Origin of the sequence: Bradyrhizobium sp. Pha-3, from assembly GCF_042258615.1 — a bacterium.
Taxonomy (GTDB): Bacteria; Pseudomonadota; Alphaproteobacteria; order Rhizobiales; family Xanthobacteraceae; genus Bradyrhizobium.
Map to the genome: position 1 here is coordinate 3,718,513 of NZ_CP170152.1, position 25,710 is coordinate 3,744,222.

The window sequence follows — 25,710 nt, forward strand, 5'->3', positions numbered from 1 at the left end:
GGGTAACATGTCGATCGACGGCGTAAGCGGCAGAACTTCCTACATCGGCACCACGATCCTCAATCTGCGCAGTCAGCTCAATGACCTGACGACGCAGCTCGCGACCGGCAAGGTATCGACGACCTATGCAGGGCAGGGGCTCGATCGCGGCTTTGCGCTCAGCCTTCGCGCCCAGATCAGCGGCATCAACGCGTTCTCGGACACGGCCACCAACCTCAACACGCGCCTCGGTGTCGCCAACCTCACTTTGCAGGGGCTGTCCGACGTCGGGAGCCAGGTGAAGAACGCTGCGACGACCGCGACGCTGACGCTCAACAACAGCGGGCAGACGTCGGGTCAGATCACGGCGCAGGCCGCGTTCTCCAATGCGGTCGCGATGCTGAACAGCCAGTCGGGCGACCGCTATCTGTTCTCCGGTCGTGCGATGGACACGCCGGCCACGGTGTCCGCCGACACCATGTTGAAGGGCACGGCAACCCAGGCCGGCCTCACCCAGCTCATCAATGAGCGTAAGCAGGCCGATCAGGGCACCAACCTGATGGGACGCCTGAGCGTCTCATCGCCGCCGGCGACCACGACGGTGACAAGCGTCGCCGAGGACGGCTCGCCCTTCGGCCTCAAGCTCCTGTCGGTGCAGTCGTCGTTGACCGGCGCTACCGTGACGCAGCCGGCCGGCACGCCGAAGTCCACTTCGGTCGATCTCGGCGCCGTCAATCCGAAGGACGGCGACAAGATCAAGTTCAACTTCACGCTGCCCGACGGCACCACCGATGCGATCGAGCTCACGGCGTCGACCACGAATCCGCCGCCGGCCGGCTCGTTCCTGATCGGTACCGACACCACCGCGACGACGGCCAACCTTCAATCGACGCTGACCTCGTCCATCAAGACGCTGAGCGACACGTCGCTGGTCGCGGCCTCGGCGGTCGCGGCGTCCAACAACTTCTTCAATCCGGTCGCGACCGTCTCGGGCGCCGCCGTCAACAACCAGAACACGCCGCCGGCGCCGATCAGCGGCGCCACCGCCCTCTCGGGTGCGGCGGGCACCAACTCGCTGTCGACGAGCTTCGCGGCCGGCGACACCATCACGGTCAACGGCACTCCGATCACCTTCGTTGCCTCGGGCGCCACCGGCAACCAGCTCAACATCACCGACAGCGTGCAGACGCTGATGGCGAAGATCGACCAGATCAGCGGCACCAAGAACCCGTCGACCATCAGCAATGGTGTGATCACGCTCCATGGCGCCGACGGCCAGAACCTTTCGATATCGAGCTCCAACACGGCCGCACTCGGCGCGCTCGGCATCGCCAACAACACGACCGCGACCCCGGCGCCGCTCAGGGTCGGGGGACCACCGTTCGACACGGCAACCAATCTGGTCGCGGGCACGCCCGACAACACCGTGTACTGGTACACCGGCGAGAACGGCCCGGGATCGGCGCGCGGCACCGCCGTCGCGCAGGTCGATCAGTCCATCACCGTGCAGTATGGCGCACGCGCCAACGAACAGGCGTTCCGCTATTTGCTGCAGAATGTCGCGGTGTACGCGGCGGTGACCACCAACGCCAGCAATCCGAATGCAAGCGCGCAGGTGACGGCGCTCGCGCAGCGCGTCAGCGCGAACCTCGCACCGCAGAACGGCCAGCAACAGATCCAGGACGTGCAGGCCGAGTTCGCCGGCGCGCAGACGGCGACCAAGGCGGCCACCGATCGTCAGACCCAGCTCAAGAGCATGGCGGAGACGATGCTCGACTCGGTCGAGGGCGTCAATCAGGACGAGGTCGCGACCAAGATCCTGGCGCTGCAGACCAGCCTGCAGGCGTCGTATCAGACCACGTCGATGCTGTATCAGACCACGCTGTTGAAATATCTGCCGGTCGGCTGATCGTTCGGCGCGCAGCTTCGGACAGCAAAAAGGCCTCCTCCCGGAGGCCTTTTTGTTCAGGGGGCTGGAGCGTTTTCAAGCGAGGTGGATGCCGGTTCGCGTGAAGAAAACGCGCCAGAACAAAAGCTCTACGCGCTCTTGCGGGTGTCGTCCTGATTGCCGTTTTGCCGGCCGCGTGCGGTTTCCAGCAGCTTCTCCTCATGCGCGATCAGCTTCTTGGTTTCCTTCAAGGCGTGATAGAGATCGCCGTTGAGGATGAGGTTGTTGACGCTTTCGATGAACGGCCAGGCGCTGGGCATCGCCGTGATGATGTCGCGCACCAGGCTGAAATAGGTCGGGTGGTGCGCCATCGGGTCCGGCGACAGATACATCAGCTGCACGGCGAGATAGATCAGCTTCGCCGGCGTGTCCGCGGTCTCCGGCGTCAGGATATCCTTCTCGCGCAGGATCGGGATGCGGTCGCCGTCGATCAAGAGGCGGGCGCGTTGATCGGTGTTGGTGATCACGCAATTGCCGACGATGATGCGCTCGTTCGGTTTGAGTTCGACCTTCAGGGCCATGACCGTTCTCCTTTGCCGGGCAGTCGCGCGATATCGGTGCAGCGGAACGAAGTTGAGTACGGCACTGCTTAGCAGCCGCCGTTGCGGCCCGGGGCCGATGCGACAGTGATCCTTTCCCATGATGGTTAACGCTTGGTGAACGGCGGGCCGCGCGAGTGGCGGCACTCCGCCGAAATCGGCAGTCGTCTCAGTAGTTTTCGCGGCGAACTTCGCCTAGTGGCGACAATTTTATTCTTCGGCATTTGTCTCAAATGCCGTGCTGGAGATTTCTTTTTCCTTCGAGGCTTGACCGGCAGGATCGGCTATCCGCCCGATCAGAAAGGATTGGCGCGGTTTTTTCCTCAGTTTCACACCAGAAAGGTATGAAAATGTCCGGTATCATTCTCTCCTCCTCCGTTCGTCAAAACCTCCTCTCCCTCCAGTCCACCGCCGATCTGCTCTCCACCACGCAGAACCGTCTTGCCACCGGCAAGAAGGTCAACACGGCGCTCGACAACCCCACCAACTTCTTCACCGCACAGTCGCTCGACAACCGCGCCAGCGACATCAACAACCTGCTCGACGGCATCGGCAACGGTGTGCAGGTGCTGCAGGCTGCCAACACCGGCATCACCTCGTTGCAGAAGCTGGTCGACACCGCCAAGTCGATTGCCAACCAGGTGCTGCAGAGCCCGACCGGCTACACCACGCGGTCAACGGTCAGCTCGGCGGCGGCGCTCGGCGGCACCGCGGCGAACCTCGTCGACGGCACCACCATCAAGAGCGGTGACACCCTGGCGATTGCGGCCTCTGCCGGCCAGCCCGCCTTCACCTTCACCTTCGGCGCCAACACGTCGCTGGCGCAGCTGAACACGTCGCTGGCGGCCAGCAACCTGACGGCGAGCCTCGACAGCTCTAACAAGCTTGTCGTCACCACGACCAATGACGCTGCGTCGACGACGATCGGTGCGGTGACCTACACCGGCACCGGCACCGCGACTTTCGGCGCCGCGACTGCTCCGGTTGCCGATCCGGCCTCGCAGTCGGCGCGCGCCGCCTTGGTGACGCAGTACAACAACACCATCGCGCAGATCACGACGACGGCGCAGGACGCCTCGTTCAACGGTATCAACCTGTTGAACGGCGACAACCTGAAGCTGACCTTCAACGAGACCGGCAAGTCCACGCTCGCCATCAGCGGCGTCACCTTCAATGCCACCGGCCTCGGCCTGAACACGCTGACCGCGGGCACCGACTTCCTCGACAACAACTCGGCGAACAAGGTGCTGACGGCGCTGGGCTCGGCGAGCTCCTCGTTGCGCAGCGAAGCCTCGACGCTGGGTTCGAACCTGTCGATCGTGCAGATCCGTCAGGACTTCTCGAAGAACCTGATCAACGTGCTGCAGACCGGCTCGTCCAACCTGACGCTGGCCGACACCAACGAGGAAGCGGCCAATAGCCAGGCGCTGTCGACCCGCCAGTCGATCGCGGTCTCCGCATTGGCGCTCGCCAACCAGAGCCAGCAGAGCGTGCTGCAGCTGCTCCGCTAAACGAGTCGACAAGCACTTCGAAAACGGCGGGGGAAACCCCGCCGTTTTTCTTTGTCTCCGGGATATTACGGTATCTTTCGATGCCCTCAGAACGGCGCATTTCGTAACGCCTGCTAACCATATTTAAAGGCGCCGGATGCATAAATATCGAGCGCTAGAATTGCGTCTCCGCGGCCCGAGAAATCCGCATCCCATCGAGGTCATTAATGTCGAATGCAGCCCAGGCCTACGCCCGTACGTCAACGACGACGGCCTCCCCACGTGAAATCGAAGCGCAGGCGCTGTTGAAGGCCGCGCGGCAGCTGCAGGAAGTCCAGGCGAACTGGAATGGCCTCGACAAGGCGCTCGATCACGCATTGCTGTTCAATCGCCGCTTGTGGTCGATCTTCCTCAGCGCGGCAGAGGGTGCCGACAATCCGCAGCCGCTCGAGGTGCGCCAGAACATCGCGAACATCAGCGTGTTCGTGATGAAGCAGACCATCGACATCCAGATGAATCCGGACCCGGCGAAGCTGAAGTCGCTGATCGACATCAACTGCAACATCGCCGCCGGCCTCTCGGGCCGCGGCTGATCGACCGGTTCACGACGGAGCCCTCGGCATGGCCGACGTGTTGAGCATCCTGTCCGCCAACTACAAGGCCGCCGGCCTGACGGTTCCGTCGAAGACGCCGTATGTGGCCGTCGATCCGAAGCTCTATGAGGGCAGCTGGAGCGGCAAGTACGCCAACAACAAGTCGTTCAACATCTCGGTGTCGAACGTCGATGGCTTCCGCGCCAAGGTCCACTATCAGAGTGACGGCACCAGCAAGTATCAGGACGTCCTGATCAAGGACGGCTCGTTCCGGGTCGGCGATACCAAGTTTTCGCTGGTGCAGCAGGGCACGGCATTGATCGCCAATGTCGTCACCGATCCGGCCACCGGATCGACCTATCTCGACAAGGCCTACGCCACACAGAAGTGAGGGGTCCGCTCGCTTGCGTTACGCGCGGCGGTCGGTTGCGCGCGCCCGCGTCGGCGCGTCCTTGCTGAGATCGAGCGCGTGGAAATAGGCGCGGCGGCGCAATACGGCTTCTTCCGGAAACTGCCTCACTACAAGGTTGGTGCGATTGTCGACCACCTGGTAGACCACGGCGCGCGCATCGCGGTCGATGATGACCTGGTCGGTGACCGACGGCGCCTGATTTGAAATCGATGCGTTGACAGCGTTGGGATCGATCGTGACGCGCACGCTCGGCTCCGGAGCGGTGACGCTCTGGCTCGCGGGCAATTCGGTCTTCACCGCCTTCTGCGCCGTATCGCTCACAGGCGTGATCATCGGCGCTGCGACCGGTGCCCCCACCGGCTTGATGTTGAAATCTGTACTCATGGCAGCCTCGTAGTGCATAGGCACTAGTTTGCTTGAGTCAAATCCCAACCCCTCACGATCCGCAACTCTACGGGGAACCTCTCAACAGGCTGTTAGGGAACACGCTGAATGGCGCGCTGCCGGGGCCGCGTCGAATTGAGCTAAATTGTCGGCGTGCGTGTCGTCAGAGCGTGCGGCTGACGGCGATCGGCGTCATGTTGCGCGGGCCCGGCGTGGCGCGTTGTCCGTTCGCGGTATAGGTGTTCGGGATGTTGCGGCGCTGCACCTCGGCATTGACACCGCGCACGATGCCTTCGGAGACCGCGTGTGCGGTCGCAAGCACCGTCAGGTTGACCTGCAGCATCGCGCGGAACGTCTCGTGATGACGCCGCAGCGTGGCGAGCAGTTCGGGTTCGGTCTGCGACAGCATCTTCTGCATCGATTTGAGATGCTCCACCGCGAGCATGTAGCGCCGCGACAGCTCCGACTTCTGCGCCTCGAGCCGCATGCCCTCGCGGATCTTGCCGGTGCGGACGAACTCGGTCTCCTGCTCGACGACGGTGAGCAGCGCGCTCATCACTTCGGTCAGCTCGTTGGCGAGACGTGCGACGTCGGGGGGCGTCGACGTCGCGGGCCGCGCCCCGGCGGCGGCTGGCCGATGCTGCTGTGGACGCTGATTCATCGCGCTGCTCCTTGAAAACCGAATTAGCTCTTGTTCGCCTGTTGCAGGATCAGCGAGCGGAATACTTCGTTGGAAATGCCGACGCCGCCGGCCTTGGCGAAGTCCTTCGAATATTCGTCGGTCAGCATCGAGCGCCATGCGCCGGTGCCGACCGTGTCGCCGTAGGGGCCTTCACCCTTCAGGCCGGTGGTCATCTGCGAGAACATCGTATTGAGGAACATCGATTCGAAGTCGGTCGCGGTCGCCTTCGCCTTGGTGATTTGCTGCGGCGAGACTTTCTTCATCGCATCCTGCAGCACCGGATCGGGGCGGCCATTGAACATCGGCATCAACGCCTTGTTCGGCATGCTGCCGGTGGTGCTGTTGATCAGGCTTCCCATCACATCACCTCGATGTCGGCTTCGATCGCGCCGGCGGCCTTGATCGCCTGCAGGATACTGATGAGATCGCGCGGCCCGATGCCGAGGCCGTTGAGGCCGTCGACGAGCTGCTGCAGCGAGACGCCGTCCTTGACCACGGCGAACTTCTTGCCGTCCTCGCTGACGCCGACGCTGGTGCGCGGTGTCACGACCGTTCGGCCGCGCGACAGCGGATTGGGCTGGCTGACCTGCGGGCTCTCGGAGATCGAGACGGTGAGATTGCCCTGCGCGACGGCGACGGTCGCGACACGCACGTCGCGTCCCATCACGATGACGCCGGAGCGTTCGTCGATCACGATCTTCGCCACCAGATCGGGATCGACCTGCAACTGCTCGATTTCGGTCAGGAAGGCCACGACGTTGCCCTTGAACTCCGGCGGGATCGCAAGCTGCACCGTGGAAGGATCGATCGGCTCGGCGGTCTTGACGCCGAGATAGTCGTTGACCGCGGCGGCGATGCGCTTGGCGGTGGTGAAGTCGGCGTTGCGCAGCGCGAGCCGCACGTTAGGCAGGCGATTGAGCGCGAACTCGATCTCGCGCTCGATGATGGCGCCGTTGGCGATCCGGCCGACGGTCGGCACGCCGCGCACGACGCTGGCGGCGGCGCCTTCGGCCGCGAAGCCGGCGACCGCGACCGAGCCCTGTGCCACCGCATAGACATTGCCGTCGGCGCCGAGCAGGGGGGTGACGAGCAGGGTGCCGCCCTGCAGGTTCTTGGCGTCGCCGAGCGCGGAGACGGTGACGTCCATGCGGGTGCCCTGGGTGCCGAAGGCCGGCAGATTGCCGGTGACCATCACGGCGGCGACGTTGCCGGTGCGGATGGTGGCGCCGCGGATGTTGACGCCCATGCGCTCGAGCATTGCCTGCAGCGACTGCTTGGTGAAGGGGATGTTGTTCAGCGTGTCGCCGGTGCCGTTGAGGCCGACGACGAGGCCGTAGCCGATCAACTGGTTCTGGCGCACGCCCTCGATGTTGGCGAGGTCCTTGATCCGCGACGTCGCGGCCGCCGGCATGACGGAGACCGCCAGCGCCAGCAGCGCGGCGCAGGCCAACCCGAATATGCTTACGATGCGGATGCCGGGCATCCAGTGCTCCCCTCGAACTTCAACGCGCGGACCGCGCGACACTCCCATGACGGCGATCCGCCATTAACCATGCGAGCCGCGTGCCACTTCGTTTCGTTGAGGCAATGTATTGATATATTTATCGAAATTTCCGGACCGCCATTCGGCTCCGGTTCGCCGGGGAGCGCGAAACTGCCGTGCGGCGGCAGAAATTGCCGGGTCGTTTACGCACCGTTAACCATAAAACGGCGATGCTCGCGGCATTCAGGCCTGCGGGATCATGACGATGCGCATCTACGGACCGAATGGCACCACGCTTGGCACGTCGACCAGCTCGACGCGGCGCACCTCGTCGGGCGGCTTCTCGCTGCCGGATGCGACGACTGCGCAGGAGGAGGTCCGCTCCACCGCCGCGCCGAAGGCCGCCACGAGTCTCGATGCGCTGCTCGCGCTGCAGGGCGTCGAAGACCCGACCGAACGCCGCAAGCGCTCGGTGGCGCGCGGCAAGGGCGCGCTCGACGTGCTCGACGCGCTCAAGCTCGGACTGCTGTCCGGCAATTTCGATTCCTCGACCGTGAACCGGCTGCGTGATGCCGCGGCGAGCCTGAAGGAATCCTCCGGTGACCCCGGCCTCGATGCCGTGCTGGGCGAGATCGAGCTGCGCGTCGAAGTCGAGCTCGCCAAGGCCGGGCAGTATTAGGCCCCTCCCGATCACCTGACCTGTTTCATGCCGCCACTGCCTCAGGCCGGCAGTGCCTCAGGCCGCCACTGCTCAGGCCGCCAGTGCCTTGCGCTGCGCGTCGTAGCGGCGTTGTGCGGCCAGCACTTCCTTCAGATTCTGCTCGGCCCAATCGCGCAGCGGATCGACCGCCTCGGCGAGCGTCGATCCGAGCGGCGTGATCGAATACTCCACGGTGACCGGAACGGTTGCGATCGCACGGCGGCGCAACAGCCCGTCGCGCTCCAGGCTCTTCAACACCTGGGACAGCATCTTCTGCGAGATGCCTTCGATGGCGCGGCGAAGCTGGTTGAAGCGCATCGGCTCGCTGCGAAGCAGCAGCAGGATCAGCACCGCCCATTTGTCGCCGACCCGGTCGAGGATCTGGCGCGTCGGGCAATTGGCGGCATAGGCGTCCGGTTTCAGGCTGGCGGCTTTCATCGGGTTACTCCGGCGTAATCAGGTGAGACAAGAGTGCCTTCTTCACACCTACATTCATTTCGCTATCTAGTCACCATTGGAAACTATCAATCGGAGACTTTGATGAAGATCGCCATCGCCGGCGCGTCCGGCCAGGCCGGCTCGCGCCTCACCGCGGAACTCGCCCGTCGCGGCCATGCCGTCACCGCCATCGCCCGCAACCCGGAGAAGATCGCAGCCCTGCCGAACGTTACTGCCGTGAAGGGGGATGTGAACGACCAGGCCGCCCTGACCGCGCTGTGGGCCGGCCACGATGCCGCGATCAGTTCCGTCCATTTCACCGTCAGCGACCCGGTCAAGCTGATCGGGGCCGCCAAGGCGTCCGGGGTCGGCCGTTATCTCGTGGTCGGCGGCGCCGGCAGCCTCGAGGTCGCCCCGGGCGTCCGCCTGGTGACCACGCCGAACTTCCCGGCCCAGTACAAGGCCGAGGCCTCCAAGGGGGCCGAATTCCTCGACCTGCTGCGCCAGGAAAAGGACCTGAACTGGACCTTTTTGTCGCCCTCGGCGCTGTTCGTGGCGGGCGAGCGGACCGGCAAGTTCCGGCTCGGGACCGACCAGCTTCTGACCGCCGAGGACGGGAAGAGCTCGATCTCGTTCGAGGACTTCGCAGTTGCACTCGCCGACGAAATCGAGCGCCAGGCCCATATCCGCCAGCGTTTCACGGTCGGCTACTGAGGGGTGAGGAGAGGGGCAAGGGCTGGCTCCAGGTAGGGCGGATAAGTTTGCCTGTGCAAGGCCTTGGGGGCAGCCCGCCTTTCGCGGTGGCAGATATTGTCTGTCACATGACGTGGCTATATAAGGCGCCGCGCGGAGGGGTTTTGTTCCCTCCGCCAGACAGGGACATGGCTGCCTTTGGAAAAGCTGAAGAACTACCGGCCGACTGAAAAAGAGCCTTTCATGAATGAGCGGCAGCGTGATTATTTCCGCGCCAAGCTGCTGGCCTGGAAGGATGAGATCCTCCGCGAATCGAAGGTCACGCTGCAGACGTTGCAGGAAGAGAACGTCAATCACCCCGACCTCGCGGACCGAGCTTCCTCGGAAACCGACCGCGCGATCGAACTTCGTGCCCGCGATCGTCAGCGCAAGCTGATCTCCAAGATCGACGCGGCGCTCCAGCGCATCGAAGACAACACCTACGGCTATTGCGAAGAGACCGGTGACCCGATCTCGCTGAAGCGGCTCGAAGCCCGCCCGATCGCGACGCTGTCGGTGGAGGCGCAGGAACGCCACGAGAAGCGCGAGAAGGTCTATCGCGACGAATAGTGGCGGCGGACCGCTACAGATTGCTTCCGGCGCGCACCGGTTGTAGGTTCGCGCCGCCATGTTGACACGTACTCTCAACGTCGCATCGGTCTTCTTCCTGGGCTGATGGCGCCACCGCGGAGCGCCGGGCTCGTGATCGCTTGAGCGACAATCGTCTCCCATCGAGACGATATTCAGGCCAGTCGGGCTCCGAGCGTCGTTCCGCTTGCCTCCGCGTGACGGCGAGGGCCGTGGAGCTTCGACCACGCCAGTAATTCGCGGAAGGCCGGCGCGAGGCCCCAGGCTGAATCCGTCAGCTCGTATTCGACCTGCAACGGCTTCTCGGCGAGCACCTTGCGCGACACCAGCCCGTCGTGCTCGAGCTCGCGCAATTGCGCGGTCAGCATGTGCTGGGTGATCGGCACCAGCGCGCGGCGCAGCGCGCCGAACCGCACGCCGCCGTTCATCAGCGTGAACAGGATCTCGAGCTTCCATTTGCCGCCGAGCGCGTGGATCGCGTGCTTGAACTCGATCAGCAGATTAGGGTCGGTCGGGCAGCTCTCGCATTCACCGCCGTCACACAGTTCGCTGGTATTGTTTTCCATACCGGTCTCGAATTTCATTCTACTTGTCCAACGTCAGATAGTGACCAGATGCGGCCTGCGCAGGGTGGGCGGTGCGATGTGTGCCCGATCTGACGAACCATGAAGAGGCTAGGGACATGAGCACGGTTTTGGTCACGGGCGGATCCGGTTTCATCGGCGTGCATACAATTCTGCAGCTGCTTGCCGACGGGCATACGGTGCGAACCACGCTGCGCAATCGGGATCGCAGCAAGGACGTGATCGCGATGCTGCGCGAGGGTGGCGCGCTTGCGGCCGACCAGGTCGGCTTCGTCACCGCCGACCTGCTGCGCGATGCCGGCTGGCGCGAGGCGGCCGCGGGCTGTGACTACGTGCTGCATGTCGCATCACCGCTCGGCGCGCATGTGCCGGAGGACGAGAACGAGCTGATCGTTCCGGCGCGCGAAGGCACGCTGCGGGTGTTGCGCGCGGCGCGCGACGCCGGGGTCAAGCGCGTCGTCGTGACCTCGTCGTTTGCGGCGATCGGCTATGGCCATCCGCCGCAAGCCAACCCGTTCGATGAGACCACCTGGTCCAATCTCGACGGCCTCGATGTGCAGGCCTATCCGAAATCCAAGACCTTGGCCGAACGCGCTGCCTGGGATTTCGTCGCGCGCGAAGGCAATGGCCTCGAGCTTGCCGTGGTCAATCCGACCGCGGTGTTCGGTCCGGCGCTCGGGCCTGATTTCTCGGAGTCGATCGGCATCATCAAGGCGTTGCTCGACGGCGCCATGCCGGCGGTGCCTCGGATCCATTTCGGCCTCGTCGACGTGCGCGACGTCGCCGACCTGCATCTGCGCGCCATGACCTCGCCCAAGGCCAAGGGGGAGCGGTTCCTCGCGGTCGCCGGCGAGACCATGTCGGTCCTGCAGATGGCCCAGCTGCTGCGCAGGAAACTCGGCAGCAAGGCGCGGCGTGTGCCCCGGTTCCAGGCGCCGGACTGGATGATCCGGCTCGCCGCGCGGCGCAACCCATTGGCCCGCGCCACCCTGCCGCTGCTCGGCAAGGTGCGCCGCTCGACCAGCGCCAAGGCGCAGAACCTGCTCGGCTGGCGCCCGCGCGGCAATGAGGAGATGATCGTCGCGACCGCCGAGAGCCTGATCAGGCTCGGCCTGGTCAAAGCCTGACGGCCTCTCCCGTCCGGCGTGCTTGCCAGACGCGTCGGCGAGTGCTGAATTGCCGTGAGCAGACGGCGGCGCCACCGCGCCGCCGAGAACATCAGGGAGGCTGCGCAGATGGATCGGGTCCTCGCGGCCGCAAAGGCGATCGCCAGCGCGCGCCGCAGCCGCGCGCCGCTCAAGGCGCTCGCCAAAGACGTCGTGCCGCTTGACGAGGCCGAAGGCTATCGCGTGCAGTATGCGCTGCACGATTTGCTGCAGCCACAGGTCGGCAGCCTTGTCGGCTACAAGATCGGCTGCACCAGCGCGGTGATGCAGGAGTACATCAACATCCCGCACCCCTGCGGCGGAGGCGTGTTCGAGAAGGTCGTGCATGACAGCGGCGTGCAGCTGCCGGCGGCCGACTTCGTCCATGTCGGCGTCGAATGCGAGATCGCGGTGCGGCTGGCACGCAGTCTTGCTCCCAGCGAAGCGCCGTTCACCGCCGAATGGGTCGCGGAGGCGATCGAGGCCTACCATCCGGCGATCGAGATCGTCGACGACCGCTACGTCAAATGGGAGACGCTCGGCGCTCCGACGCTGATCGCCGACGACTTCTTCGCCGCCGGCTGCGTGCTCGGCGAGGCCGTGCCGCGCATCACCGTGCCCGATCTGCGCAAGGTCACCGGACGCGCGCTCGTCAACGGCAAGGAGGAGGGGTGCGGCACCGGCGCCGACGTGCTCGGCCATCCTCACAACGCGCTCGCCTGGCTTGCCAATCATCTCGCCGCCGAAGGCCGCGGCCTGCATGCCGGCCAGATCGTGCTGACCGGCAGCCTGGTCAAGACGATATGGCTGAAGGCGGGCGACACGGTCGTGATGGAGCTCGATGGGCTCGGCAAGGTGGAAGCGACCTTCACCTGACTTTCACATCGCCGGCCGTTTGCCATCCGCGACAAGTTCGACCTTGCCGTCGGTCAGCCGATAGACCGCGCCGACGATCCTGAGCTTGCCCTGATCGACCGCGGCGCTGAGGATCGGCGTCGCCGTCTTGAGCTTCGCGACGTTGTCGATGACGTTTTGCCTGATAGCGTTGGCGAGCCGGTCGCCCGGCTTGCCCTCGGTCGCCTTCACCGCTGGCGCGATCGCGGTGACCAGCGAGGGCAGATGGCCGGGCAGGGTGGTGTTGTCCTTCAGCGACTTGATCGCAGCGTCGACCGCCCCGCACCTGTCGTGGCCGAGCACCATGAACAGCGGCACGCCGAGCACCGACGAGGCATATTCGAGGCTTGCGATCATCTCGTCGCTGGCGAAATTGCCGGCGACGCGGCAGACGAACAGATCGCCGCGCGCGGTATCGAAGGCGTATTCCGGTCCGATGCGGGAGTCCGCACAGCTCAGGATGCCGGCGAACGGGTTCTGTCCGCCGGCCAGCGCCTCGCGCTCGTGCTTGAAATCATGCCGCCGCGAGACGCCTTCGACGTAGCGGAGATTGCCCTTCACCAGCCGGTCGAGCGCCGCGTCCGGCGGCAGCACGTTCTGCGGCTTCGGCGGCTTTTTTTTCTCCTTGGCCGTCACAGCCGGCGCAAGCGCAAGGCTGGCCGCGGTGCACGCCGCGCCAGCGAGGAAGACGCGCCGGGAGGTTCGGCTGGGAGCCGCGATTTCGCAGAGCTGGCACATCAAGGTTCTCCGTGAACAAGGACCGCATCCGCGCGATATGTGTAGGTCATGCGCAATGCCTTCGCAATTATTGCACTCGTGCGCTCGCGTCGGCTGTATCCAAGACTGTCGTCCCGGCGAAGGCCGGGACCCATACGCCGCAGCAATTGTAGTGAACGGGACTCGTCGTTCCAGCGACGCTCAACAATATCCTCTTGTGGTTATGGATCCCGGCCTTCGCCGGGACGACCGTGAGTGTGTGGGACGGTCTGTGAGTCGAACATCCGCGTTCTCGCGACACTTATTGCGCGAGTCTTGCATCTCGTTTCTCCGCTCTGAAAACAGAGGGCGCAGGGAAAGCCGGGTGCCGGTCGCACCCATGAGGCCCGTGGCAAAGCAGAGACTTGAATATAACCAGATAGCTATGAGTAAGTCGGCGGGTTGATTTGCGTCAACCCAGCCCAAATGAGGCAGTCCGGCTGTCGATAGGCCTTCCTCAGCTTCCCGCTTGACCAATCCATAGCCCATCAGTTATACGTTAATCAATCCATAGCCAACGGGTTATTGATCGCAAAATGCCGGACGCTCACGACGTGCTGTTTCGAACCCTCGCAGACCCGACCCGCCGGGCGATCTTCGAGCGCCTGTGCCGCGAGGGTGAGCAGACCGTCGGTGCGCTGACGGCGCGGGCAAAGATCTCGCAGCCGGCGGTGTCGAAACATCTCGGCGTGCTGAAGCAGGCCGGGCTGGTGCGCGATCGCCATGAAGGAAGGCAGACGCATTACAGCGCGCAACTCGGCGCGCTGGCGCCGCTGATCGACTGGACCAGCCAGATGGCGGGCTTCTGGCAGAACCGGTTCGACCACCTCGAAGATCTTCTCAAAAGGATGGACCAATGAACAAGACCACCCGTGAGACGCGCTCCGCAATCGTAGAGCGCGAATTTCCCCATCCGCCGGAAAAGCTCTGGCGCGCGCTGACGCAACCGCATCTGATGGAGGAGTGGCTGATGAAGAACGACTTCAAGCCCGAGGTCGGGCACAGCTTCAATCTGCGCGGCGAGTGGGGCGGCGTGCTGGACTGCAAGGTGCTCACCGTGGAGCCGCACAAGACGCTGTCCTACACCTGGAATTTCGCGCATGCGGATGCCGCCTACAATCTCGAGAGCGTGGTGGTCTTCACGCTGACGCCGACGGCGAAGGGCACCCATCTGCGCGTCGAGCAGTCCGGCTTCCAGCCGCATCAGAAGCAGGCTTATGGCGGCGCCCATGCCGGGTGGAAGCAGTTCCTTGAGAATCTCGATCAGCTGCTGGTGCGCGAGGACTGATCGTCTCTCCTTCTCTCTCGCGTCATTGCGAGCGAAGCGAAGCAATCCATCGTGCCGCATTGGATAGATGGATTGCTTCGTCGCTTTCAGCGCAAAATTGCTTCCAATTTTGTCGCGAGCTCCTCGCAATGACGATCTATTCAACACCTATCCAACAGGAGGTCACATGAACTGGAATAACTGGATCAGGCAATTTCACCGCTGGCTCTCGATCGCTTTTACGGTTGCCGTCATCATCAACATCGTCGCGATGGTTCTGCAGCAGCAAGCCGTCTGGATCGGCCTGCTGGCGCTGTTCCCGCTGATCTTCATGCTGCTGAGCGGCCTGTATCTGTTCGCGTTACCCTATCTGGCGCCGCGGCGGATACAGGGGGGATCGACCTCCGCCTCACAAGTGTGATTGCATGAGACAGGCAGGGACCACGAGGCAGCAATGACGGCATCGGAACGTATCGACCAGATGATCGAGGATCTCACCGACTGGCGCGGCAAGACGCTGGCCAGCCTGCGCAAGAGCATCCTCGCCGCCGACTCCGGGATCATCGAGGAATGGAAGTGGATGGGCAGCCCGGTGTGGTCGCGCGACGGCATCATCGCGGTCGGCAACGCCCACAAGGGCAAGGTGAAGCTGACCTTCATGTATGGCGCGCAACTTCCGGACCCCGACAAGCTGTTCAACACCGGCTTCGAAGGCAATGTGCGACGCGCGATCGATCTGTTCGAGGGCGACAAGATCAACGACCGCGCGCTGAAGGCCCTGATTCGTGCTGCGATCGAGCTCAACCAGGCCAAATCCAGCAAAACTGCGAAGAAGCCGGCGAAGAAGGCGGCCGCGGGCGCTCGCGCAACCGCGAAGAAGAAGGCATGAGCTGCGCCGGCATCCGGCCTGCTGACCCGATCGAACCGCGATGATCGAGACCAGGCTCGCCACATCGTCGGATGCGGAAGCGATCTCCGCGCTGCTGACGGCCAACGCCGGCGACCGCGGCGGCATGCTGCTGGGGCAATGGCCGCGCGAGGCGATTGAGACGCGCATTGCACGTGGGCAATCGATCGTCATCGCGACCGGCGATGAGGGCAGGCTGCTCGGCGCGCTCCTGACGTCGGAGAAAGGGTTTGGCGAGGCCCCGCCGGTGCAGGCCATGCTGAAGGCCTGGCCGGGCGGCCCCGATGCGTATGTGTATGGCCCCGTGTGCGTCGCCCCGAACGCGCGCGGCCTCGGCGTCCTCGACGCGCTCTACGCCATGCTTCAAGCAACGTTTCCCGGCCGCGAAGCGATCCTGTTCATCAGGGAAGACAATCCGCGCTCACTCAACGCGCATCTGCGGCTCGGTATGCGCGAGGTCGCGCGATACGACTTCGATGGCAAGGTTTTCGTGGTCCTGAGTAACAGGCCCGACCCCAAATAGCCCGGACCACGACGGGAACCGGAGTTCTGCGCACGGGAACTCCAGTCGCCAGAAATATCAGGAAACCAATCATTCACCATTGGATACAAATGACCGGCGACCTGCCGCAGGTTGTATCGGCGTACCAACGCAATTGATCGTGTGGCTGCTAAACCTGTGGCTGTGGAATGAGCGGGTCTCGTGTCGAGGCGCCCGCTGGAATGGCAGTCGCAATGCTCAGTCAGTTGGTCGGTCCGTCACGGATCGCGTCGTCGGCCGACACCGATGTCGCACAGCAGGCCCCCCCGAGATCGGTAGCTACGACAGATCAGCTTCGAGGCCTGCAGCCTCGCAGCGCCATGGATCAGTCTGGCTGGCCGGCAAGACGACAGCCGGCCAAGGTTCGATCGAACGGAACCGATGCCGCGCAGATTGCGGCCACTCTGCAGCTGTTGCGGCTGAACTGGATCTTCATCGCGATCATCCTTGCGGCCTTCATAAGCGCAGTTCTTCTGACGGACTTTCGGGTGCGGATCAGCAGCTATCTCATCCTGCTCGGGATCGCCGGTCTCTACGGGTCGTTCGGGTATCTCAACATCAGGTCAGCGTCCAGGAACCCTCGGATCTTCTCGATCCTGTTCGTCCTTCCGCAGATCATCCTGACAGTCGCTCTCATCACTTCGCTCGGGTACATCGCGGCATCCGCAAGGTTTCCGATGCAGGATGCGACGCTACTCGCCTTCGACCGGTCCCTGGGCCTGGATTTTCGTGCCTGTCTGGATCTTGTTAATAGTCGGCCATGGCTGATCATGGTGCTCGTAAATTGCTACGGCTCCATCTGGGCTCAACTCTGTGCGCTGCTGATTTTGCTGAGCCTGGCCGGTCAGTCGCGACGTGCTGCCGAGCTGGTGCTCGCCGTCGGCATGAGTCTGGCCGCGACAGCCGTCATTTCTACGCTCGTTCCGGCTATCGGTGTGTACGGCGCCATTGGGCTGGCGCCCGAGGATTATTCGAACATCGAACCGACGGTCTACTATCATACATTGAAGCAGCTTCCGCTGGTCCGCGACGGCACGACGAGACTGCTCGATGCGTTCGAACTGGGACCGGTCATGACGTTTCCAAGCTTTCATGCGATCAGTGCGGGGTTGTATGCGTGGGCGTTCTGGCCCTTCCGTTGGCTCAGAGGTATCGGCTTGATTTGGAACGCTCTGATGCTGGCGGCGACGCCGATCTGGGGCGGTCACTACTTCGCCGATGTCATCGCCGGGCTGGTGGTGGCGGTGGCATCGATATATGCGGTGAACCGCATTGGTACCTATCTCACACGATCCGAATATCCGCGTCAGGGAGCGCGCCACAGCAGCTTTCGCCCGCCGCAACATGAATGGTGTGCCGTCCGGCGCGCCAGCGATTTCAAAGAGATCGCGATGATGCGGCCCGCGCCAGACGGGCCGCAGGAAAGTTCTGCCGGGTGAACCTTGCCGGGGAAGCGGCCGTCACGCCTTGGTGTGTACGATCACTGGGCACGCCACCCGGTTGCGGCCCTATGCCTTCGTATGCACGATCACTGGACCCGCCACCGCGGTGGCCGGTCCGATCAGCAATGGGCCGAGATTGTCATCGATCCAGGCTAATGCGCGGCGGTTGGCTTCCTCGGCGCCGGCATGGTTGTTGAAGACGCTGATCGCGGTGACCGTGTCGTCGCCAGCATAGACCACGTAATAGGCCATGAAGCCTTCGACGTCGCTGATGATCGGAATTGCGCCTTCCTTGATCCGGCGCGCGAGTTCTTCGGCGCTACCAGTCTTCGCCTTGGCGTGACGGATGGCGGCATACATGCGTTCCTCCTTCCGGCTGCATCGATCGGGCTGCGCTTCGCGCATGCGCGATGGTACGCCTGAAGGGGCGGAGATGCCATCGGGATTGCGGACCGATCAGCTGAAACGCCTGGTCACGACCGTCGTGCGGCGGTCGGGGAGCTTCGGCAGCCGCGTCACATCCGCGTGCGTTGCCGTGGTCTTTGGGCCGGGGGCGGGCGCCTGCTCCGGTTGCTGCAGAAACAGCGTGGCCTCGAACAGCACGCCGGGGGCCTGCTTGGCGGTTCCCATGCACACCGCGCGATTGCCGCTGAACGTCCCGGTCAGCTGCGCCTCGACCTCGTCGCATCCGAACACCGTGGTGAACGGGCCGTCGGCATATCTGCGCGTCGTCAGGACCGCGGTGAAGCGGTCCTCATCAAGCTGATAGGAGCCGCCATAGGTGAACATGGCGTCGCCGCCTGTGATCCTGCCGTTTGCGAGCTGGACTATTCCGGTGCCTTCGCCGCGCGGCGTGCGAAACCACGCCGCATATCGACCGTCTCTTTGCATGACCGTCACGAACTGCAAACCCTGCGTTGTCGTCTAGCTACGTTGCAAGCGGCGGGACGGCTACTTAACCTTCTCCCGACGGTTAACGAACCGAGAAGGCGAGCGCGCGACTTGCACGAAGTGGTATCGGACTGATGCGCGACGATCGCGCGAGAGCCCTTTTCCGTTCCGATGGAATCGGAACGGGCTCTCGATTCCTGTCTTGAGGCGTTTTCTTCACGCGAACCGGTGTCCACTTCGCTCGAAAACGCTCCAGTGTCCCGAATCCGAAGTTCGTATCATTCGCCGCACCTTCGGAGCGAACTTCGGACTCGATAAGGACACTCGCAAACTTATGATTCTAGTGTGCTTTATGAATGCGAAGTTCGTGAAAGCGGCTGCCGCGAAATCGCACGAACTTCGCATTCAGCACACGAGTGCATTCGACCGGTCACAAGAATGCCACGGCCCCCGCCAGGGGAGCTAGCGAGGGCCGTGTTGGTACACCGCGCCGCGCCTAGGTTCGCGACGAGATGTGGGAGCTCGTAAAAGACTTACTCAGACATGTCGCTAGAAGGGCAAGAGCACGTCGAGAACCTGCTGGCCGTAGCGCGGCTGTTGAACGTCGGTGATCTGGCCGCGGCCGCCATAGGCGATGCGGGCCTGGGCGATCTTCGAGGAGTCGATGGTGTTGTCGCTCTGGATATCCTCCGGACGCACGATGCCGGCCACGATCAGCTCGCGGATCTCGTAGTTGACGCGGATCTCCTGCTTGCCTTCGACGACAAGGTTTCCGTTCGGGAGAATCTGGGTGACGACGGCGGCGACGCTGGTCTGCAGCGCTTCCTGGCGATTGACCGAGCCCTTGCCGTCGCTCGATGCCGTCGAGTCGGCGGTCAGGATCTTGCCGGGCAGGATCTTGTTCGCCTGCGTGATGGTCTGCGATCCCAGGAAGTTGGTCACCCCGGAATCTTCGGAATTGGTGCGGCTGCGCTGGGTTTCGTTGGCGATCGCGGCCTTGTCGGTGAAGTTCACCGTGACCGTCAGGATGTCGCCGACGCGCGCGGCGCGCTGGTCCTTGAAGAAAGCGCGCGAGCCGCTGCGCCACAGCGAGTTGGGGCTGTAGGAGGCGACCTCGGGCTTCGGCATCGGCATCTGCACCGGCTTGTAGCCGGGCTGCGTCGTCGGGTTCTCGATCTCCGTCAGCTTCGGCTTTTCACCGATCTGGGAGAGACGGTCGATCGACGAGCAACCGCTGGCGATCGTTCCGAGTGCGAGCAGCGCACCGGTCAGGATGAGGCGGTTGATGCGGTACTGGGACATGAACTTTACTCGGCGTTTGGTGCGACTGAACTCAGCTTGACGGGAGCGGAATTTGAAGAGGCGGCGTCGGCGGCCGGCGCTGCGTGCGGGGACGCGACGGAGATCGAAACCTCACCGCGGCCGGTGACGACGCCGGTGACGGCGCGCTTGGACTGCAAATTCATGACGTTGACGACGTCGCCCTCGGCGCCGCCGTCCATCGCCTTGCCGCGGATCGTGAGGTAGAGACCGGAGGTGCGGTAGACCAGCGTGACGTTCTGGTCGCGGGTGACGAGATCGGGTTTTGCCATGTCGGCTGTGCGCAGCGCCTGGCCGGCGCGGATCTGACGGCGCATCTGCATGCCGACGGCGCCGTCGCGCACCGCCGCGTCGTTGCCGATTTCGGCTTTCGGACGGCGCTCGACCACCACGTCGGAGGCTTTCAGCACGTCGCCGCGTTCGACATTGCGCGTCAGCACGGCGGCATCGATGGTCTCGATCGCGGTCCCGGTGAGGCGCAGCTTGTACGGAGCCGTACCGGCTTCGTTGCTGACCTCGAAGGTGACGTCGAAACGCGTCGAGCGCGGGTCGTAACGCACCGCGACGGGCTGCATCGCGCCGGTGTTGGTCGCCTCGAGGCGGAGGTCGCCGGGATCGCGGTCGAAGGTCAGCGCGATGTTGCCGGCCCTGCCGAGCCCGTGGCGGCCCTCCAGCGCGCGCGACAGCTGCTGCTCGATCTCCCTGCTGTCGATGGTGCGCGCGAGCCGCGTGACGGTGATCTCCTTCAATTCGCGGGTGTCGACGCCGATCACCTGGTGGCTGCGCAGCACGTTCAGCACCTGCGCGACCGGCAGCGTGCCCGTGGTGCCGAGATCGGGCGCGCGGTAGATCGCAATGCTGCCGGCGCTGCCGGCGTTGTCGACGAGGTCGCCGACCCGCACGATGTCGTCCGCGACCGTGACGCTGGCGCGCAGCGTCGGCACCGCGATGGTCTCGCCGCGGACTTGCGCGGCGGCTGGTAGCGCGGTCACCGCGAGGAGTGCGGCTGCGATCAGGAATGAGCGGGCGATCATCGACATCATCCTCAGCGGAACAGGTTGGAGGTCGATTGCATCATCTGGTCGGCCGCGGAGACCACCTTCGAGTTCATCTCATAGGCGCGCTGCGCGGCGATCAGGTCGGAGATTTCCGAAACCACCTCGACGTTGGCCTGTTCGAGGTTGCTCTGCTGCATGTCGCCATAGCCGTCGGTGTTGGCGATGCCGTCCTGCGGCTGGCCGGAGGCCGGCGTTTCCTGGAACAGATTGTCGCCGATCGGCATCAGGCCGGCCTTGTTGATGAAGCGGGTCAGGCCGATCTGGCCGATCGTGGTCGACGCGGTCTGGCCCGGCAGCGTCACCGAGACCTGGCCCTGCGCATTGATGGTGAGGCCGGAGGCGTTCTGCGGGATCGTGATCGTCGGCTGCACCAAATTGCCCTGCGCGTTGACGATGCGGCCCTGATTGTCCATCTGGAACGAGCCGTCGCGGGTGTAGGTGAAGGTGCCGTCCGGCATCAGGATCTTGAAGAAGCCTTCGCCGCGGATCGCGATGTCGAGATCGTTGCCGGTCGGCGACAGCGTGCCCTGGGTCATCATCCGCGGCGTGCCGACGGTCTTGACGCCGCCGCCGAGGTCGATGCCCATCGGCATGATGGTGTTCTGGTCGGAGGCCTGCGCACCGACCCTGCGCACATGGTCGTAGATCAGGTCCTGGAACGCGGCGCGCTGCTTCTTGTAGCCGGTGGTACGCAGGTTCGCGATGTTGTTGGAGATCACCTGAACGCTGAGTTCCTGTGCCGCCATTCCGGTCGCCGCGGTATAAAGTGCGCGCATTGGTCAATCCCCCGGATCAGTTCGGCACGTCGGCGAGCTTCTCGATCGCCGATTTGTGCAGGTCGCTCTGCTGCTGCAGCAGCGAGGCGATTTGGGTGTAGGTCCGCGTGATCTCGATCATGCGGCTCATCTCGACGACGGAATTGACGTTCGACTTCTCGATGAAGCCCTGGCGGATCTGCGCCTTGGTGTCCGGCAACGGCGTCGCGCCTTCGCCCGGCACATAGAGGTTGGAGCCATCCTTCAGCAGGCGCTGGGCCTGCGCGAACGAGACCAGCCGCAGCTTGCCGCGGATCGAGTCGAGCCGGGACGTGCCCTCGAGCACGCTGACGTTGCCGTCGGGGGCGATGTTGACGTCGTGATCGGTCTGCTGGAACGTGATCGGGCCGGCGGTGCCGAGCACCTGGTAGCCCGAAGCGGTGACGAGCTGGCCGCGATTGTTGATCGCCAGGTTGCCGTCGCGGGTGTAGCGCTCGCCGCCCGGGGTCTGCACCACCAGGAACGCGTTGCCGTCGATCGCGACATCGAGCGGGTTCTTGGTCTCTTCGGTCGGGCCCTGCGAGAAGTCGTGGAAGGTCGCGCGGTCCTGCACGAAGGAGACGCGGCGGTCGGAGGACGCGAAATTGTCCTCATGCGCGTTCGAGGACAGATATTCCTGGAACAGCGACCGGTCGGCCTTGTAGCCGTTGGTGTTCATGTTCGCGATGTTGTTGGAAACGACATCCAACTGCCGTTCCAGCACCATCTGCTTCGATAGTCCGACCAGAAGCGTATTCTGCATCGGTGGTTCTCCCCTGTGAGGTGATCCGATGCGAAAGGTTCTCCCAAACCTTCACGCCGGACCGTCGGTAACCATTGGGTTCTCCCAAACCCGCCAGTTACGTCGTCCTCTCAGCGAAACCTGTGCCAACTTGAAATAATCAGATATTTGAATGGTTTAGGTGTTTTGCAGGGCGCCGTGCCGGGCGGCAGAAAGGTCTTGTTGACCATGTTTGCCCGGCAGTTTTTTCCTAGTGGATGGTAAATCCTAATCTTCCGTTAACCATTATGACCCCAGTGTTGCCGGCATTGGGGCGCGTGTGCGCCGGCGGCCTTTGTATCGCGTCTTCAAGCCAAAGCTGGGGCAAATCGCGTTCGCATCCTTCAGGTTGAAGCGAGCGGACGATGGCGGACGAGGAAAAGACGGAAGGCGGCGAGGGCGCGGCCGCTCCGAAGAAGGGCAAGCTCAAGCTGATCATTGCCGTCGTCGGCTTCCTCGTCGTGCTCGGCGCGGGCGCGGGCGGATGGTTCTTCTTCATGCGCGGTCATGGTGAGGAGCAGCACGCCGAAGCGCCGCCGCCGAAGCCGCCGAGCTTCGTCGACGTGCCCGATATGCTGGTCAACCTGGTCGGCGCGCCCGGCGAGCGCGTGCAATATCTCAAGCTGAAGCTCGTGCTCGAGATCAAGGAAGAGAAGCAGGTCGAGGCGATCAAGCCGGCGCTGCCGCGCGTCACCGACCTGTTCCAGACCTACATGCGCGAGCTGCGCCCGAGCGATCTCAACGGCTCGGCCGGCCTGTTCCGTCTCAAGGAAGAGCTGACCAAGCGCGTCAACCTCGCGCTGGCGCCCAACCAGGTGAACGCGGTGCTCTTCAAGGAAGTCGTGATCCAGTGACGGGGCGGATGTAAAGCCATGGCCGGCAACGACCAGATGGACCAGGACGCCATTGCGGCCCAATGGGAAGCCTCGCTCGATTCCGAGGATCCCGCGGCGGCCGCGGCGGAAGCTGCCAAGAACGAGCTCACCGAGAACATGGCGCTGCAATGGGCCGCCATGGTCGAGGACGGCAGCCGCGACTTCGGCGGCAAGAACACCAATGGCGAGCGCGTGCTGTCGCAGGAGGAGATCGACAATCTCCTGGGCTTCACGGTCGGCGACGTCAGCCTCGACGATCATTCCGGCATTCGCGCCATCATCGATTCCGCGATGGTGTCCTACGAGCGTCTGCCGATGCTCGAAATCGTGTTCGACCGCCTGGTGCGGTTGATGACGACCAGCTTGCGCAATTTCACCTCCGACAACGTCGAAGTCTCGCTCGACCGCATCACCTCGGTGCGCTTCGGCGACTACATGAACTCGATCCCGCTGCCGGCGGTGCTCTCGGTGTTCAAGGCGGAGGAGTGGGAGAATTTCGGCCTCGCCATGGTCGACTCCAACCTGATCTATTCGATGATCGACGTGCTGCTCGGCGGTCGCCGCGGCCAGACCCAGCTCAAGATCGAGGGCCGGCCCTACACCACGATCGAGACCAACCTCGTGAAGCGGCTGGTCGAGGTGGTGCTGTCGGATGCCGAGCAGGCGTTCCGGCCGCTGTCGCCGGTAACCTTCACGATCGACCGGCTCGAGACCAATCCGCGCTTTGCCGCGATCAGCCGGCCGGCCAACGCCGCGATCCTGGTGCGCCTGCGCATCGACATGGAAGACCGCGGCGGCAATGTCGAATTGCTGCTGCCCTACGCCACCATCGAACCGATCCGCAACGTGCTGTTGCAGATGTTCATGGGCGAAAAGTTCGGCCGCGATCCGATCTGGGAGGGCCATTTCGCCACCGAGGTGGCGCAGGCCGAGATTGCGGTCGATGCGGTGCTGTACGAGGCCGATATCCCGCTCAAGGAGCTGATGAAGCTCAAGGTCGGCGACACGCTGCCGCTGGATATCCGCTCCGACGCGCTGGTCTCGGTCCGTTGCGGCAACGTCACCCTGACGGAGGGCCGCATGGGCCGGGTCGGCGACCGCGTTGCGATCCGCGTCACCAAGAATTTGCGCAAACCCCAAACCACCTTCGCGATGTTCGAGAAGGCGGACGAGCGGACCAAAATGATGGAGGCACCATGAGTCATGTGCTTGGACTAGCAATCGAGAGTCTGGTGGCCGTGCTGCTGATGCTGACGATCGGCTATTGCTGGCTGCTCAACAAGCGGCTGCAGCGGCTGAAGGCGGATGAGCATTCGCTGAAGGCGACGATCGCCGAATTGATCACCGCGACCGAGATCGCCGAGCGGGCGATCGGCGGGTTGAAGCACGCGGTGCGCGACGTCAACGAGAACCTCGGCAACCAGCTCGACGCGGCGACGCTGATGTCGGCGCAGCTGAAGAACCAGCTGGCGGAAGGCGATGGCGTGGTGCGCCGCCTGTCCAAGATCGCGCTGGCCGCGCGGCCGCCGGAGCCCGCGCATGCGCCGGTGCCAGCAGCTGCGCCCGCCGCGCCAGTGGCGCAGGCGCCCAGGGTTTCGGCCGCGCGTGCGGTTGCCGCGGCGGCTGAAGCCTTCACCGAGCGCAGGAGGGCCGGCGGCCTCGCTGCATGAAGTTGCTTCGTGACATCAGAGTGATGCCCGTGGTGCTGGTCGCGATCTTCGGCCTGATGGTCCTGAAGGTCGCGGGCCTCGTGCTCGATGGCGGTTACGTGTTTGCCGAGGACGCGCCGCCGGCCGGCCCGGCCGGTCCATCTTGGGCGCAGCAGAATTTCAACTTCCCCGGCGCTCCCAAGACGGTGGCCGACAGCAAGATCAAGGCCGATCCCGGCGACATCACGGGATCGGTCGAGGGCAAGGACGCGAAAAAGGACGAGGCACCGAAACCGGCCGCACCGGCCGCGGAGGCGCCCAAGCCCGACGGCGTGGTGGTCAATCTGGATGCGCCGCCGCCGGTGTCGGCCTCCGAACGCGCGATCCTGGAACGGCTGCAGTCGCGCCGCCAGGAACTCGAGACGCGCGCCCGCGAGGTCGAGATCCGCGAAAGCCTCCTGAAGGCCGCCGAGAAGCGCATCGAGGCCAAGGTCGAGGAGGCCAAGGCCAATGACGCCAAGGCGAATGCCGATACGGCGGCAAAGGCAGAAGCCGACGCCGCCCGCTTCAAGGGCATCGTCACCATGTACGAGAACATGAAGCCGAAGGACGCCGCAAAAGTGTTCGATCGTCTGGAAATGACCGTGCTCTACCAGATCGCCTCGCAGATCCAGCCGCGCAAGATGTCGGACATCCTCGGCCTGATGCAGCCCGAGGCCGCCGAACGGCTCACGGTCGAACTCGCCCGCCGCGCCGGCGGCGACAAGTCGGCCTCGACCGACGAGCTTCCCAAAATCGAAGGCAAGATGCTCGCCCCGAAGGCGAATTGAGGGATAGC

The 25,710-nt window shown here is 64.0% G+C and carries 33 protein-coding genes; 19 read left to right on the plus strand and 14 right to left on the minus strand.

What is annotated here, in order from left to right; all coding sequences use genetic code 11:
• Positions 1–7: 7 nt before the first annotated feature.
• Positions 8–1,888 (plus strand): flagellar protein, encoded by a 1,881-nt coding sequence (locus ACE10Z_RS17330; RefSeq protein WP_375789003.1) that lies wholly within the window; start codon positions 8–10, stop codon positions 1,886–1,888.
• Between the two features lie 128 nt (positions 1,889–2,016).
• Here the strand turns inward: ACE10Z_RS17330 and flbT are convergent, their stop codons facing one another.
• Positions 2,017–2,448, minus strand: a complete 432-nt coding sequence (gene flbT, locus ACE10Z_RS17335) for a flagellar biosynthesis repressor FlbT (protein WP_375789004.1) — start codon at positions 2,446–2,448, stop codon at positions 2,017–2,019.
• Positions 2,449–2,816: 368 nt separating this feature from the next.
• Here flbT and ACE10Z_RS17340 point away from each other — a divergent pair, with 368 nt between their 5' ends.
• From ACE10Z_RS17340 to ACE10Z_RS17350, 3 genes are all read left to right on the plus strand, one after another.
• On the plus strand, positions 2,817–3,977 hold the full coding sequence (locus tag ACE10Z_RS17340; RefSeq protein ID WP_375789005.1) for a flagellin: 1,161 nt from the start codon (positions 2,817–2,819) through the stop codon (positions 3,975–3,977).
• A 206-nt stretch (positions 3,978–4,183) separates the two neighbouring features.
• A complete protein-coding gene (gene flaF / locus ACE10Z_RS17345; RefSeq protein ID WP_050403500.1) occupies positions 4,184–4,549 on the plus strand; it encodes a flagellar biosynthesis regulator FlaF in 366 nt (121 codons plus the stop codon).
• A gap of 28 nt (positions 4,550–4,577) precedes the next feature.
• Complete coding sequence (locus ACE10Z_RS17350; RefSeq protein ID WP_050403499.1) at positions 4,578–4,940, plus strand: hypothetical protein; 363 nt, start codon at positions 4,578–4,580, stop codon at positions 4,938–4,940.
• 18 nt (positions 4,941–4,958) lie between these two features.
• On the opposite strand, the gene ACE10Z_RS17355 is transcribed toward ACE10Z_RS17350, so the two are convergent.
• From ACE10Z_RS17355 to ACE10Z_RS17370, 4 genes are all read right to left on the minus strand, one after another.
• A complete protein-coding gene (locus ACE10Z_RS17355) occupies positions 4,959–5,345 on the minus strand; it encodes a hypothetical protein (protein ID WP_074131709.1) in 387 nt (128 codons plus the stop codon).
• Positions 5,346–5,508: 163 nt separating this feature from the next.
• The gene (locus tag ACE10Z_RS17360) at positions 5,509–6,006 is read right to left on the minus strand and encodes a hypothetical protein (protein WP_375789006.1); all 498 of its coding nucleotides are present in this window, start codon (positions 6,004–6,006) and stop codon (positions 5,509–5,511) included.
• 23 nt (positions 6,007–6,029) lie between these two features.
• Positions 6,030–6,386 (minus strand): flagellar assembly peptidoglycan hydrolase FlgJ, encoded by a 357-nt coding sequence (gene flgJ / locus ACE10Z_RS17365; protein ID WP_375789007.1) that lies wholly within the window; start codon positions 6,384–6,386, stop codon positions 6,030–6,032.
• Entirely contained in the window at positions 6,386–7,510 is a 1,125-nt protein-coding gene (locus ACE10Z_RS17370) for a flagellar basal body P-ring protein FlgI (RefSeq protein WP_375789008.1), read from the minus strand. Before ACE10Z_RS17370 ends, flgJ begins: the two co-directional genes overlap by 1 nt.
• A 265-nt stretch (positions 7,511–7,775) precedes the next feature.
• Here ACE10Z_RS17370 and ACE10Z_RS17375 point away from each other — a divergent pair, with 265 nt between their 5' ends.
• Entirely contained in the window at positions 7,776–8,189 is a 414-nt protein-coding gene (locus tag ACE10Z_RS17375) for a flagellar assembly protein FliX (RefSeq protein ID WP_375789009.1), read from the plus strand.
• 72 nt (positions 8,190–8,261) lie between these two features.
• On the opposite strand, the gene ACE10Z_RS17380 is transcribed toward ACE10Z_RS17375, so the two are convergent.
• Positions 8,262–8,648: a helix-turn-helix domain-containing protein gene (locus ACE10Z_RS17380; protein ID WP_074131694.1), complete on the minus strand. Its 387-nt coding sequence runs from the start codon at positions 8,646–8,648 to the stop codon at positions 8,262–8,264.
• 102 nt (positions 8,649–8,750) lie between these two features.
• Here ACE10Z_RS17380 and ACE10Z_RS17385 point away from each other — a divergent pair, with 102 nt between their 5' ends.
• Positions 8,751–9,362: an NAD(P)-dependent oxidoreductase gene (locus tag ACE10Z_RS17385; RefSeq protein WP_375789010.1), complete on the plus strand. Its 612-nt coding sequence runs from the start codon at positions 8,751–8,753 to the stop codon at positions 9,360–9,362.
• 222 nt (positions 9,363–9,584) lie between these two features.
• Positions 9,585–9,950, plus strand: a complete 366-nt coding sequence (dksA, locus tag ACE10Z_RS17390; RefSeq protein WP_021077973.1) for an RNA polymerase-binding protein DksA — start codon at positions 9,585–9,587, stop codon at positions 9,948–9,950.
• Between the two features lie 173 nt (positions 9,951–10,123).
• Here the strand turns inward: dksA and ACE10Z_RS17395 are convergent, their stop codons facing one another.
• The gene (locus ACE10Z_RS17395; protein ID WP_375789011.1) at positions 10,124–10,552 is read right to left on the minus strand and encodes a winged helix-turn-helix transcriptional regulator; all 429 of its coding nucleotides are present in this window, start codon (positions 10,550–10,552) and stop codon (positions 10,124–10,126) included.
• Positions 10,553–10,650: 98 nt separating this feature from the next.
• Here ACE10Z_RS17395 and ACE10Z_RS17400 point away from each other — a divergent pair, with 98 nt between their 5' ends.
• Positions 10,651–11,679 carry an SDR family oxidoreductase gene (locus ACE10Z_RS17400; RefSeq protein WP_375789012.1) on the plus strand — a complete coding sequence of 343 codons (1,029 nt, stop codon included), beginning with the start codon at positions 10,651–10,653 and terminating at the stop codon, positions 11,677–11,679.
• A gap of 108 nt (positions 11,680–11,787) precedes the next feature.
• A complete protein-coding gene (locus ACE10Z_RS17405; RefSeq protein ID WP_375789013.1) occupies positions 11,788–12,573 on the plus strand; it encodes a 2-keto-4-pentenoate hydratase in 786 nt (261 codons plus the stop codon).
• Between the two features lie 3 nt (positions 12,574–12,576).
• Here the strand turns inward: ACE10Z_RS17405 and ACE10Z_RS17410 are convergent, their stop codons facing one another.
• Positions 12,577–13,329 carry a carbonic anhydrase gene (locus ACE10Z_RS17410; RefSeq protein ID WP_375789014.1) on the minus strand — a complete coding sequence of 251 codons (753 nt, stop codon included), beginning with the start codon at positions 13,327–13,329 and terminating at the stop codon, positions 12,577–12,579.
• A gap of 554 nt (positions 13,330–13,883) precedes the next feature.
• Between ACE10Z_RS17410 and ACE10Z_RS17415 the strand changes: the two genes are divergently transcribed.
• From ACE10Z_RS17415 to ACE10Z_RS17440, 6 genes are all read left to right on the plus strand, one after another.
• A complete protein-coding gene (locus ACE10Z_RS17415) occupies positions 13,884–14,207 on the plus strand; it encodes a helix-turn-helix transcriptional regulator (protein WP_050403489.1) in 324 nt (107 codons plus the stop codon).
• The gene (locus tag ACE10Z_RS17420; RefSeq protein WP_375789015.1) at positions 14,204–14,635 is read left to right on the plus strand and encodes an SRPBCC domain-containing protein; all 432 of its coding nucleotides are present in this window, start codon (positions 14,204–14,206) and stop codon (positions 14,633–14,635) included. Before ACE10Z_RS17415 ends, ACE10Z_RS17420 begins: the two co-directional genes overlap by 4 nt.
• Before the next feature lie 166 nt (positions 14,636–14,801).
• Positions 14,802–15,035 carry a hypothetical protein gene (locus tag ACE10Z_RS17425; protein WP_375789016.1) on the plus strand — a complete coding sequence of 78 codons (234 nt, stop codon included), beginning with the start codon at positions 14,802–14,804 and terminating at the stop codon, positions 15,033–15,035.
• Between the two features lie 33 nt (positions 15,036–15,068).
• Entirely contained in the window at positions 15,069–15,503 is a 435-nt protein-coding gene (locus ACE10Z_RS17430) for a DUF1801 domain-containing protein (RefSeq protein ID WP_375789017.1), read from the plus strand.
• 40 nt (positions 15,504–15,543) lie between these two features.
• On the plus strand, positions 15,544–16,044 hold the full coding sequence (locus tag ACE10Z_RS17435; protein ID WP_375789018.1) for a GNAT family N-acetyltransferase: 501 nt from the start codon (positions 15,544–15,546) through the stop codon (positions 16,042–16,044).
• A gap of 200 nt (positions 16,045–16,244) precedes the next feature.
• The gene (locus ACE10Z_RS17440; RefSeq protein ID WP_375789019.1) at positions 16,245–17,501 is read left to right on the plus strand and encodes a phosphatase PAP2 family protein; all 1,257 of its coding nucleotides are present in this window, start codon (positions 16,245–16,247) and stop codon (positions 17,499–17,501) included.
• A 69-nt stretch (positions 17,502–17,570) separates the two neighbouring features.
• On the opposite strand, the gene ACE10Z_RS17445 is transcribed toward ACE10Z_RS17440, so the two are convergent.
• The 6 genes from ACE10Z_RS17445 to flgF all read right to left on the minus strand — a co-directional run bounded on the left by ACE10Z_RS17445 (position 17,571) and on the right by flgF (position 22,330).
• Positions 17,571–17,864, minus strand: coding sequence for an antibiotic biosynthesis monooxygenase (locus ACE10Z_RS17445; RefSeq protein WP_375789020.1), 294 nt, complete (start codon positions 17,862–17,864; stop codon positions 17,571–17,573).
• Between the two features lie 96 nt (positions 17,865–17,960).
• Positions 17,961–18,395, minus strand: coding sequence for a hypothetical protein (locus ACE10Z_RS17450; RefSeq protein ID WP_375789021.1), 435 nt, complete (start codon positions 18,393–18,395; stop codon positions 17,961–17,963).
• 549 nt (positions 18,396–18,944) lie between these two features.
• Positions 18,945–19,697: a flagellar basal body L-ring protein FlgH gene (gene flgH / locus ACE10Z_RS17455; protein WP_375789022.1), complete on the minus strand. Its 753-nt coding sequence runs from the start codon at positions 19,695–19,697 to the stop codon at positions 18,945–18,947.
• Between the two features lie 5 nt (positions 19,698–19,702).
• Positions 19,703–20,758 carry a flagellar basal body P-ring formation chaperone FlgA gene (gene flgA, locus ACE10Z_RS17460; RefSeq protein WP_375789023.1) on the minus strand — a complete coding sequence of 352 codons (1,056 nt, stop codon included), beginning with the start codon at positions 20,756–20,758 and terminating at the stop codon, positions 19,703–19,705.
• 2 nt (positions 20,759–20,760) lie between these two features.
• Positions 20,761–21,549: a flagellar basal-body rod protein FlgG gene (gene flgG, locus ACE10Z_RS17465; protein ID WP_173637555.1), complete on the minus strand. Its 789-nt coding sequence runs from the start codon at positions 21,547–21,549 to the stop codon at positions 20,761–20,763.
• Positions 21,550–21,565: 16 nt separating this feature from the next.
• A complete protein-coding gene (flgF, locus tag ACE10Z_RS17470; protein ID WP_375789024.1) occupies positions 21,566–22,330 on the minus strand; it encodes a flagellar basal-body rod protein FlgF in 765 nt (254 codons plus the stop codon).
• 383 nt (positions 22,331–22,713) lie between these two features.
• Between flgF and fliL the strand changes: the two genes are divergently transcribed.
• The 4 genes from fliL to ACE10Z_RS17490 are packed head-to-tail and all read left to right on the plus strand — an operon-like array spanning position 22,714 to position 25,702.
• Positions 22,714–23,202 (plus strand): flagellar basal body-associated protein FliL, encoded by a 489-nt coding sequence (gene fliL / locus ACE10Z_RS17475; protein ID WP_223970240.1) that lies wholly within the window; start codon positions 22,714–22,716, stop codon positions 23,200–23,202.
• Positions 23,203–23,220: 18 nt separating this feature from the next.
• Positions 23,221–24,423, plus strand: coding sequence for a flagellar motor switch protein FliM (fliM, locus tag ACE10Z_RS17480; RefSeq protein WP_092115408.1), 1,203 nt, complete (start codon positions 23,221–23,223; stop codon positions 24,421–24,423).
• Positions 24,420–24,893, plus strand: coding sequence for a DUF6468 domain-containing protein (locus ACE10Z_RS17485; protein WP_375789025.1), 474 nt, complete (start codon positions 24,420–24,422; stop codon positions 24,891–24,893). The genes fliM and ACE10Z_RS17485 overlap by 4 nt, the downstream gene beginning before the upstream one ends.
• Positions 24,890–25,702: a MotE family protein gene (locus ACE10Z_RS17490; protein WP_375789026.1), complete on the plus strand. Its 813-nt coding sequence runs from the start codon at positions 24,890–24,892 to the stop codon at positions 25,700–25,702. Before ACE10Z_RS17485 ends, ACE10Z_RS17490 begins: the two co-directional genes overlap by 4 nt.
• Positions 25,703–25,710 lie beyond the last annotated feature (8 nt).

What these genes read in the sequence shown, in the direction of transcription:
- ACE10Z_RS17330 (WP_375789003.1), top strand. Translation starts at nt 8, where the DNA reads ATGTCGATCGACGGCGTAAGCGGCAGAACTTCCTACATCGGCACCACG.
- flbT (WP_375789004.1), bottom strand. Translation starts at nt 2,448, where the DNA reads ATGGCCCTGAAGGTCGAACTCAAACCGAACGAGCGCATCATCGTCGGC.
- ACE10Z_RS17340 (WP_375789005.1), top strand. Translation starts at nt 2,817, where the DNA reads ATGTCCGGTATCATTCTCTCCTCCTCCGTTCGTCAAAACCTCCTCTCC.
- flaF (WP_050403500.1), top strand. Translation starts at nt 4,184, where the DNA reads ATGTCGAATGCAGCCCAGGCCTACGCCCGTACGTCAACGACGACGGCC.
- ACE10Z_RS17350 (WP_050403499.1), top strand. Translation starts at nt 4,578, where the DNA reads ATGGCCGACGTGTTGAGCATCCTGTCCGCCAACTACAAGGCCGCCGGC.
- ACE10Z_RS17355 (WP_074131709.1), bottom strand. Translation starts at nt 5,345, where the DNA reads ATGAGTACAGATTTCAACATCAAGCCGGTGGGGGCACCGGTCGCAGCG.
- ACE10Z_RS17360 (WP_375789006.1), bottom strand. Translation starts at nt 6,006, where the DNA reads ATGAATCAGCGTCCACAGCAGCATCGGCCAGCCGCCGCCGGGGCGCGG.
- flgJ (WP_375789007.1), bottom strand. Translation starts at nt 6,386, where the DNA reads ATGGGAAGCCTGATCAACAGCACCACCGGCAGCATGCCGAACAAGGCG.
- ACE10Z_RS17370 (WP_375789008.1), bottom strand. Translation starts at nt 7,510, where the DNA reads ATGCCCGGCATCCGCATCGTAAGCATATTCGGGTTGGCCTGCGCCGCG.
- ACE10Z_RS17375 (WP_375789009.1), top strand. Translation starts at nt 7,776, where the DNA reads ATGCGCATCTACGGACCGAATGGCACCACGCTTGGCACGTCGACCAGC.
- ACE10Z_RS17380 (WP_074131694.1), bottom strand. Translation starts at nt 8,648, where the DNA reads ATGAAAGCCGCCAGCCTGAAACCGGACGCCTATGCCGCCAATTGCCCG.
- ACE10Z_RS17385 (WP_375789010.1), top strand. Translation starts at nt 8,751, where the DNA reads ATGAAGATCGCCATCGCCGGCGCGTCCGGCCAGGCCGGCTCGCGCCTC.
- dksA (WP_021077973.1), top strand. Translation starts at nt 9,585, where the DNA reads ATGAATGAGCGGCAGCGTGATTATTTCCGCGCCAAGCTGCTGGCCTGG.
- ACE10Z_RS17395 (WP_375789011.1), bottom strand. Translation starts at nt 10,552, where the DNA reads ATGAAATTCGAGACCGGTATGGAAAACAATACCAGCGAACTGTGTGAC.
- ACE10Z_RS17400 (WP_375789012.1), top strand. Translation starts at nt 10,651, where the DNA reads ATGAGCACGGTTTTGGTCACGGGCGGATCCGGTTTCATCGGCGTGCAT.
- ACE10Z_RS17405 (WP_375789013.1), top strand. Translation starts at nt 11,788, where the DNA reads ATGGATCGGGTCCTCGCGGCCGCAAAGGCGATCGCCAGCGCGCGCCGC.
- ACE10Z_RS17410 (WP_375789014.1), bottom strand. Translation starts at nt 13,329, where the DNA reads ATGTGCCAGCTCTGCGAAATCGCGGCTCCCAGCCGAACCTCCCGGCGC.
- ACE10Z_RS17415 (WP_050403489.1), top strand. Translation starts at nt 13,884, where the DNA reads ATGCCGGACGCTCACGACGTGCTGTTTCGAACCCTCGCAGACCCGACC.
- ACE10Z_RS17420 (WP_375789015.1), top strand. Translation starts at nt 14,204, where the DNA reads ATGAACAAGACCACCCGTGAGACGCGCTCCGCAATCGTAGAGCGCGAA.
- ACE10Z_RS17425 (WP_375789016.1), top strand. Translation starts at nt 14,802, where the DNA reads ATGAACTGGAATAACTGGATCAGGCAATTTCACCGCTGGCTCTCGATC.
- ACE10Z_RS17430 (WP_375789017.1), top strand. Translation starts at nt 15,069, where the DNA reads ATGACGGCATCGGAACGTATCGACCAGATGATCGAGGATCTCACCGAC.
- ACE10Z_RS17435 (WP_375789018.1), top strand. Translation starts at nt 15,544, where the DNA reads ATGATCGAGACCAGGCTCGCCACATCGTCGGATGCGGAAGCGATCTCC.
- ACE10Z_RS17440 (WP_375789019.1), top strand. Translation starts at nt 16,245, where the DNA reads ATGGCAGTCGCAATGCTCAGTCAGTTGGTCGGTCCGTCACGGATCGCG.
- ACE10Z_RS17445 (WP_375789020.1), bottom strand. Translation starts at nt 17,864, where the DNA reads ATGTATGCCGCCATCCGTCACGCCAAGGCGAAGACTGGTAGCGCCGAA.
- ACE10Z_RS17450 (WP_375789021.1), bottom strand. Translation starts at nt 18,395, where the DNA reads ATGCAAAGAGACGGTCGATATGCGGCGTGGTTTCGCACGCCGCGCGGC.
- flgH (WP_375789022.1), bottom strand. Translation starts at nt 19,697, where the DNA reads ATGTCCCAGTACCGCATCAACCGCCTCATCCTGACCGGTGCGCTGCTC.
- flgA (WP_375789023.1), bottom strand. Translation starts at nt 20,758, where the DNA reads ATGATGTCGATGATCGCCCGCTCATTCCTGATCGCAGCCGCACTCCTC.
- flgG (WP_173637555.1), bottom strand. Translation starts at nt 21,549, where the DNA reads ATGCGCGCACTTTATACCGCGGCGACCGGAATGGCGGCACAGGAACTC.
- flgF (WP_375789024.1), bottom strand. Translation starts at nt 22,330, where the DNA reads ATGCAGAATACGCTTCTGGTCGGACTATCGAAGCAGATGGTGCTGGAA.
- fliL (WP_223970240.1), top strand. Translation starts at nt 22,714, where the DNA reads ATGGCGGACGAGGAAAAGACGGAAGGCGGCGAGGGCGCGGCCGCTCCG.
- fliM (WP_092115408.1), top strand. Translation starts at nt 23,221, where the DNA reads ATGGCCGGCAACGACCAGATGGACCAGGACGCCATTGCGGCCCAATGG.
- ACE10Z_RS17485 (WP_375789025.1), top strand. Translation starts at nt 24,420, where the DNA reads ATGAGTCATGTGCTTGGACTAGCAATCGAGAGTCTGGTGGCCGTGCTG.
- ACE10Z_RS17490 (WP_375789026.1), top strand. Translation starts at nt 24,890, where the DNA reads ATGAAGTTGCTTCGTGACATCAGAGTGATGCCCGTGGTGCTGGTCGCG.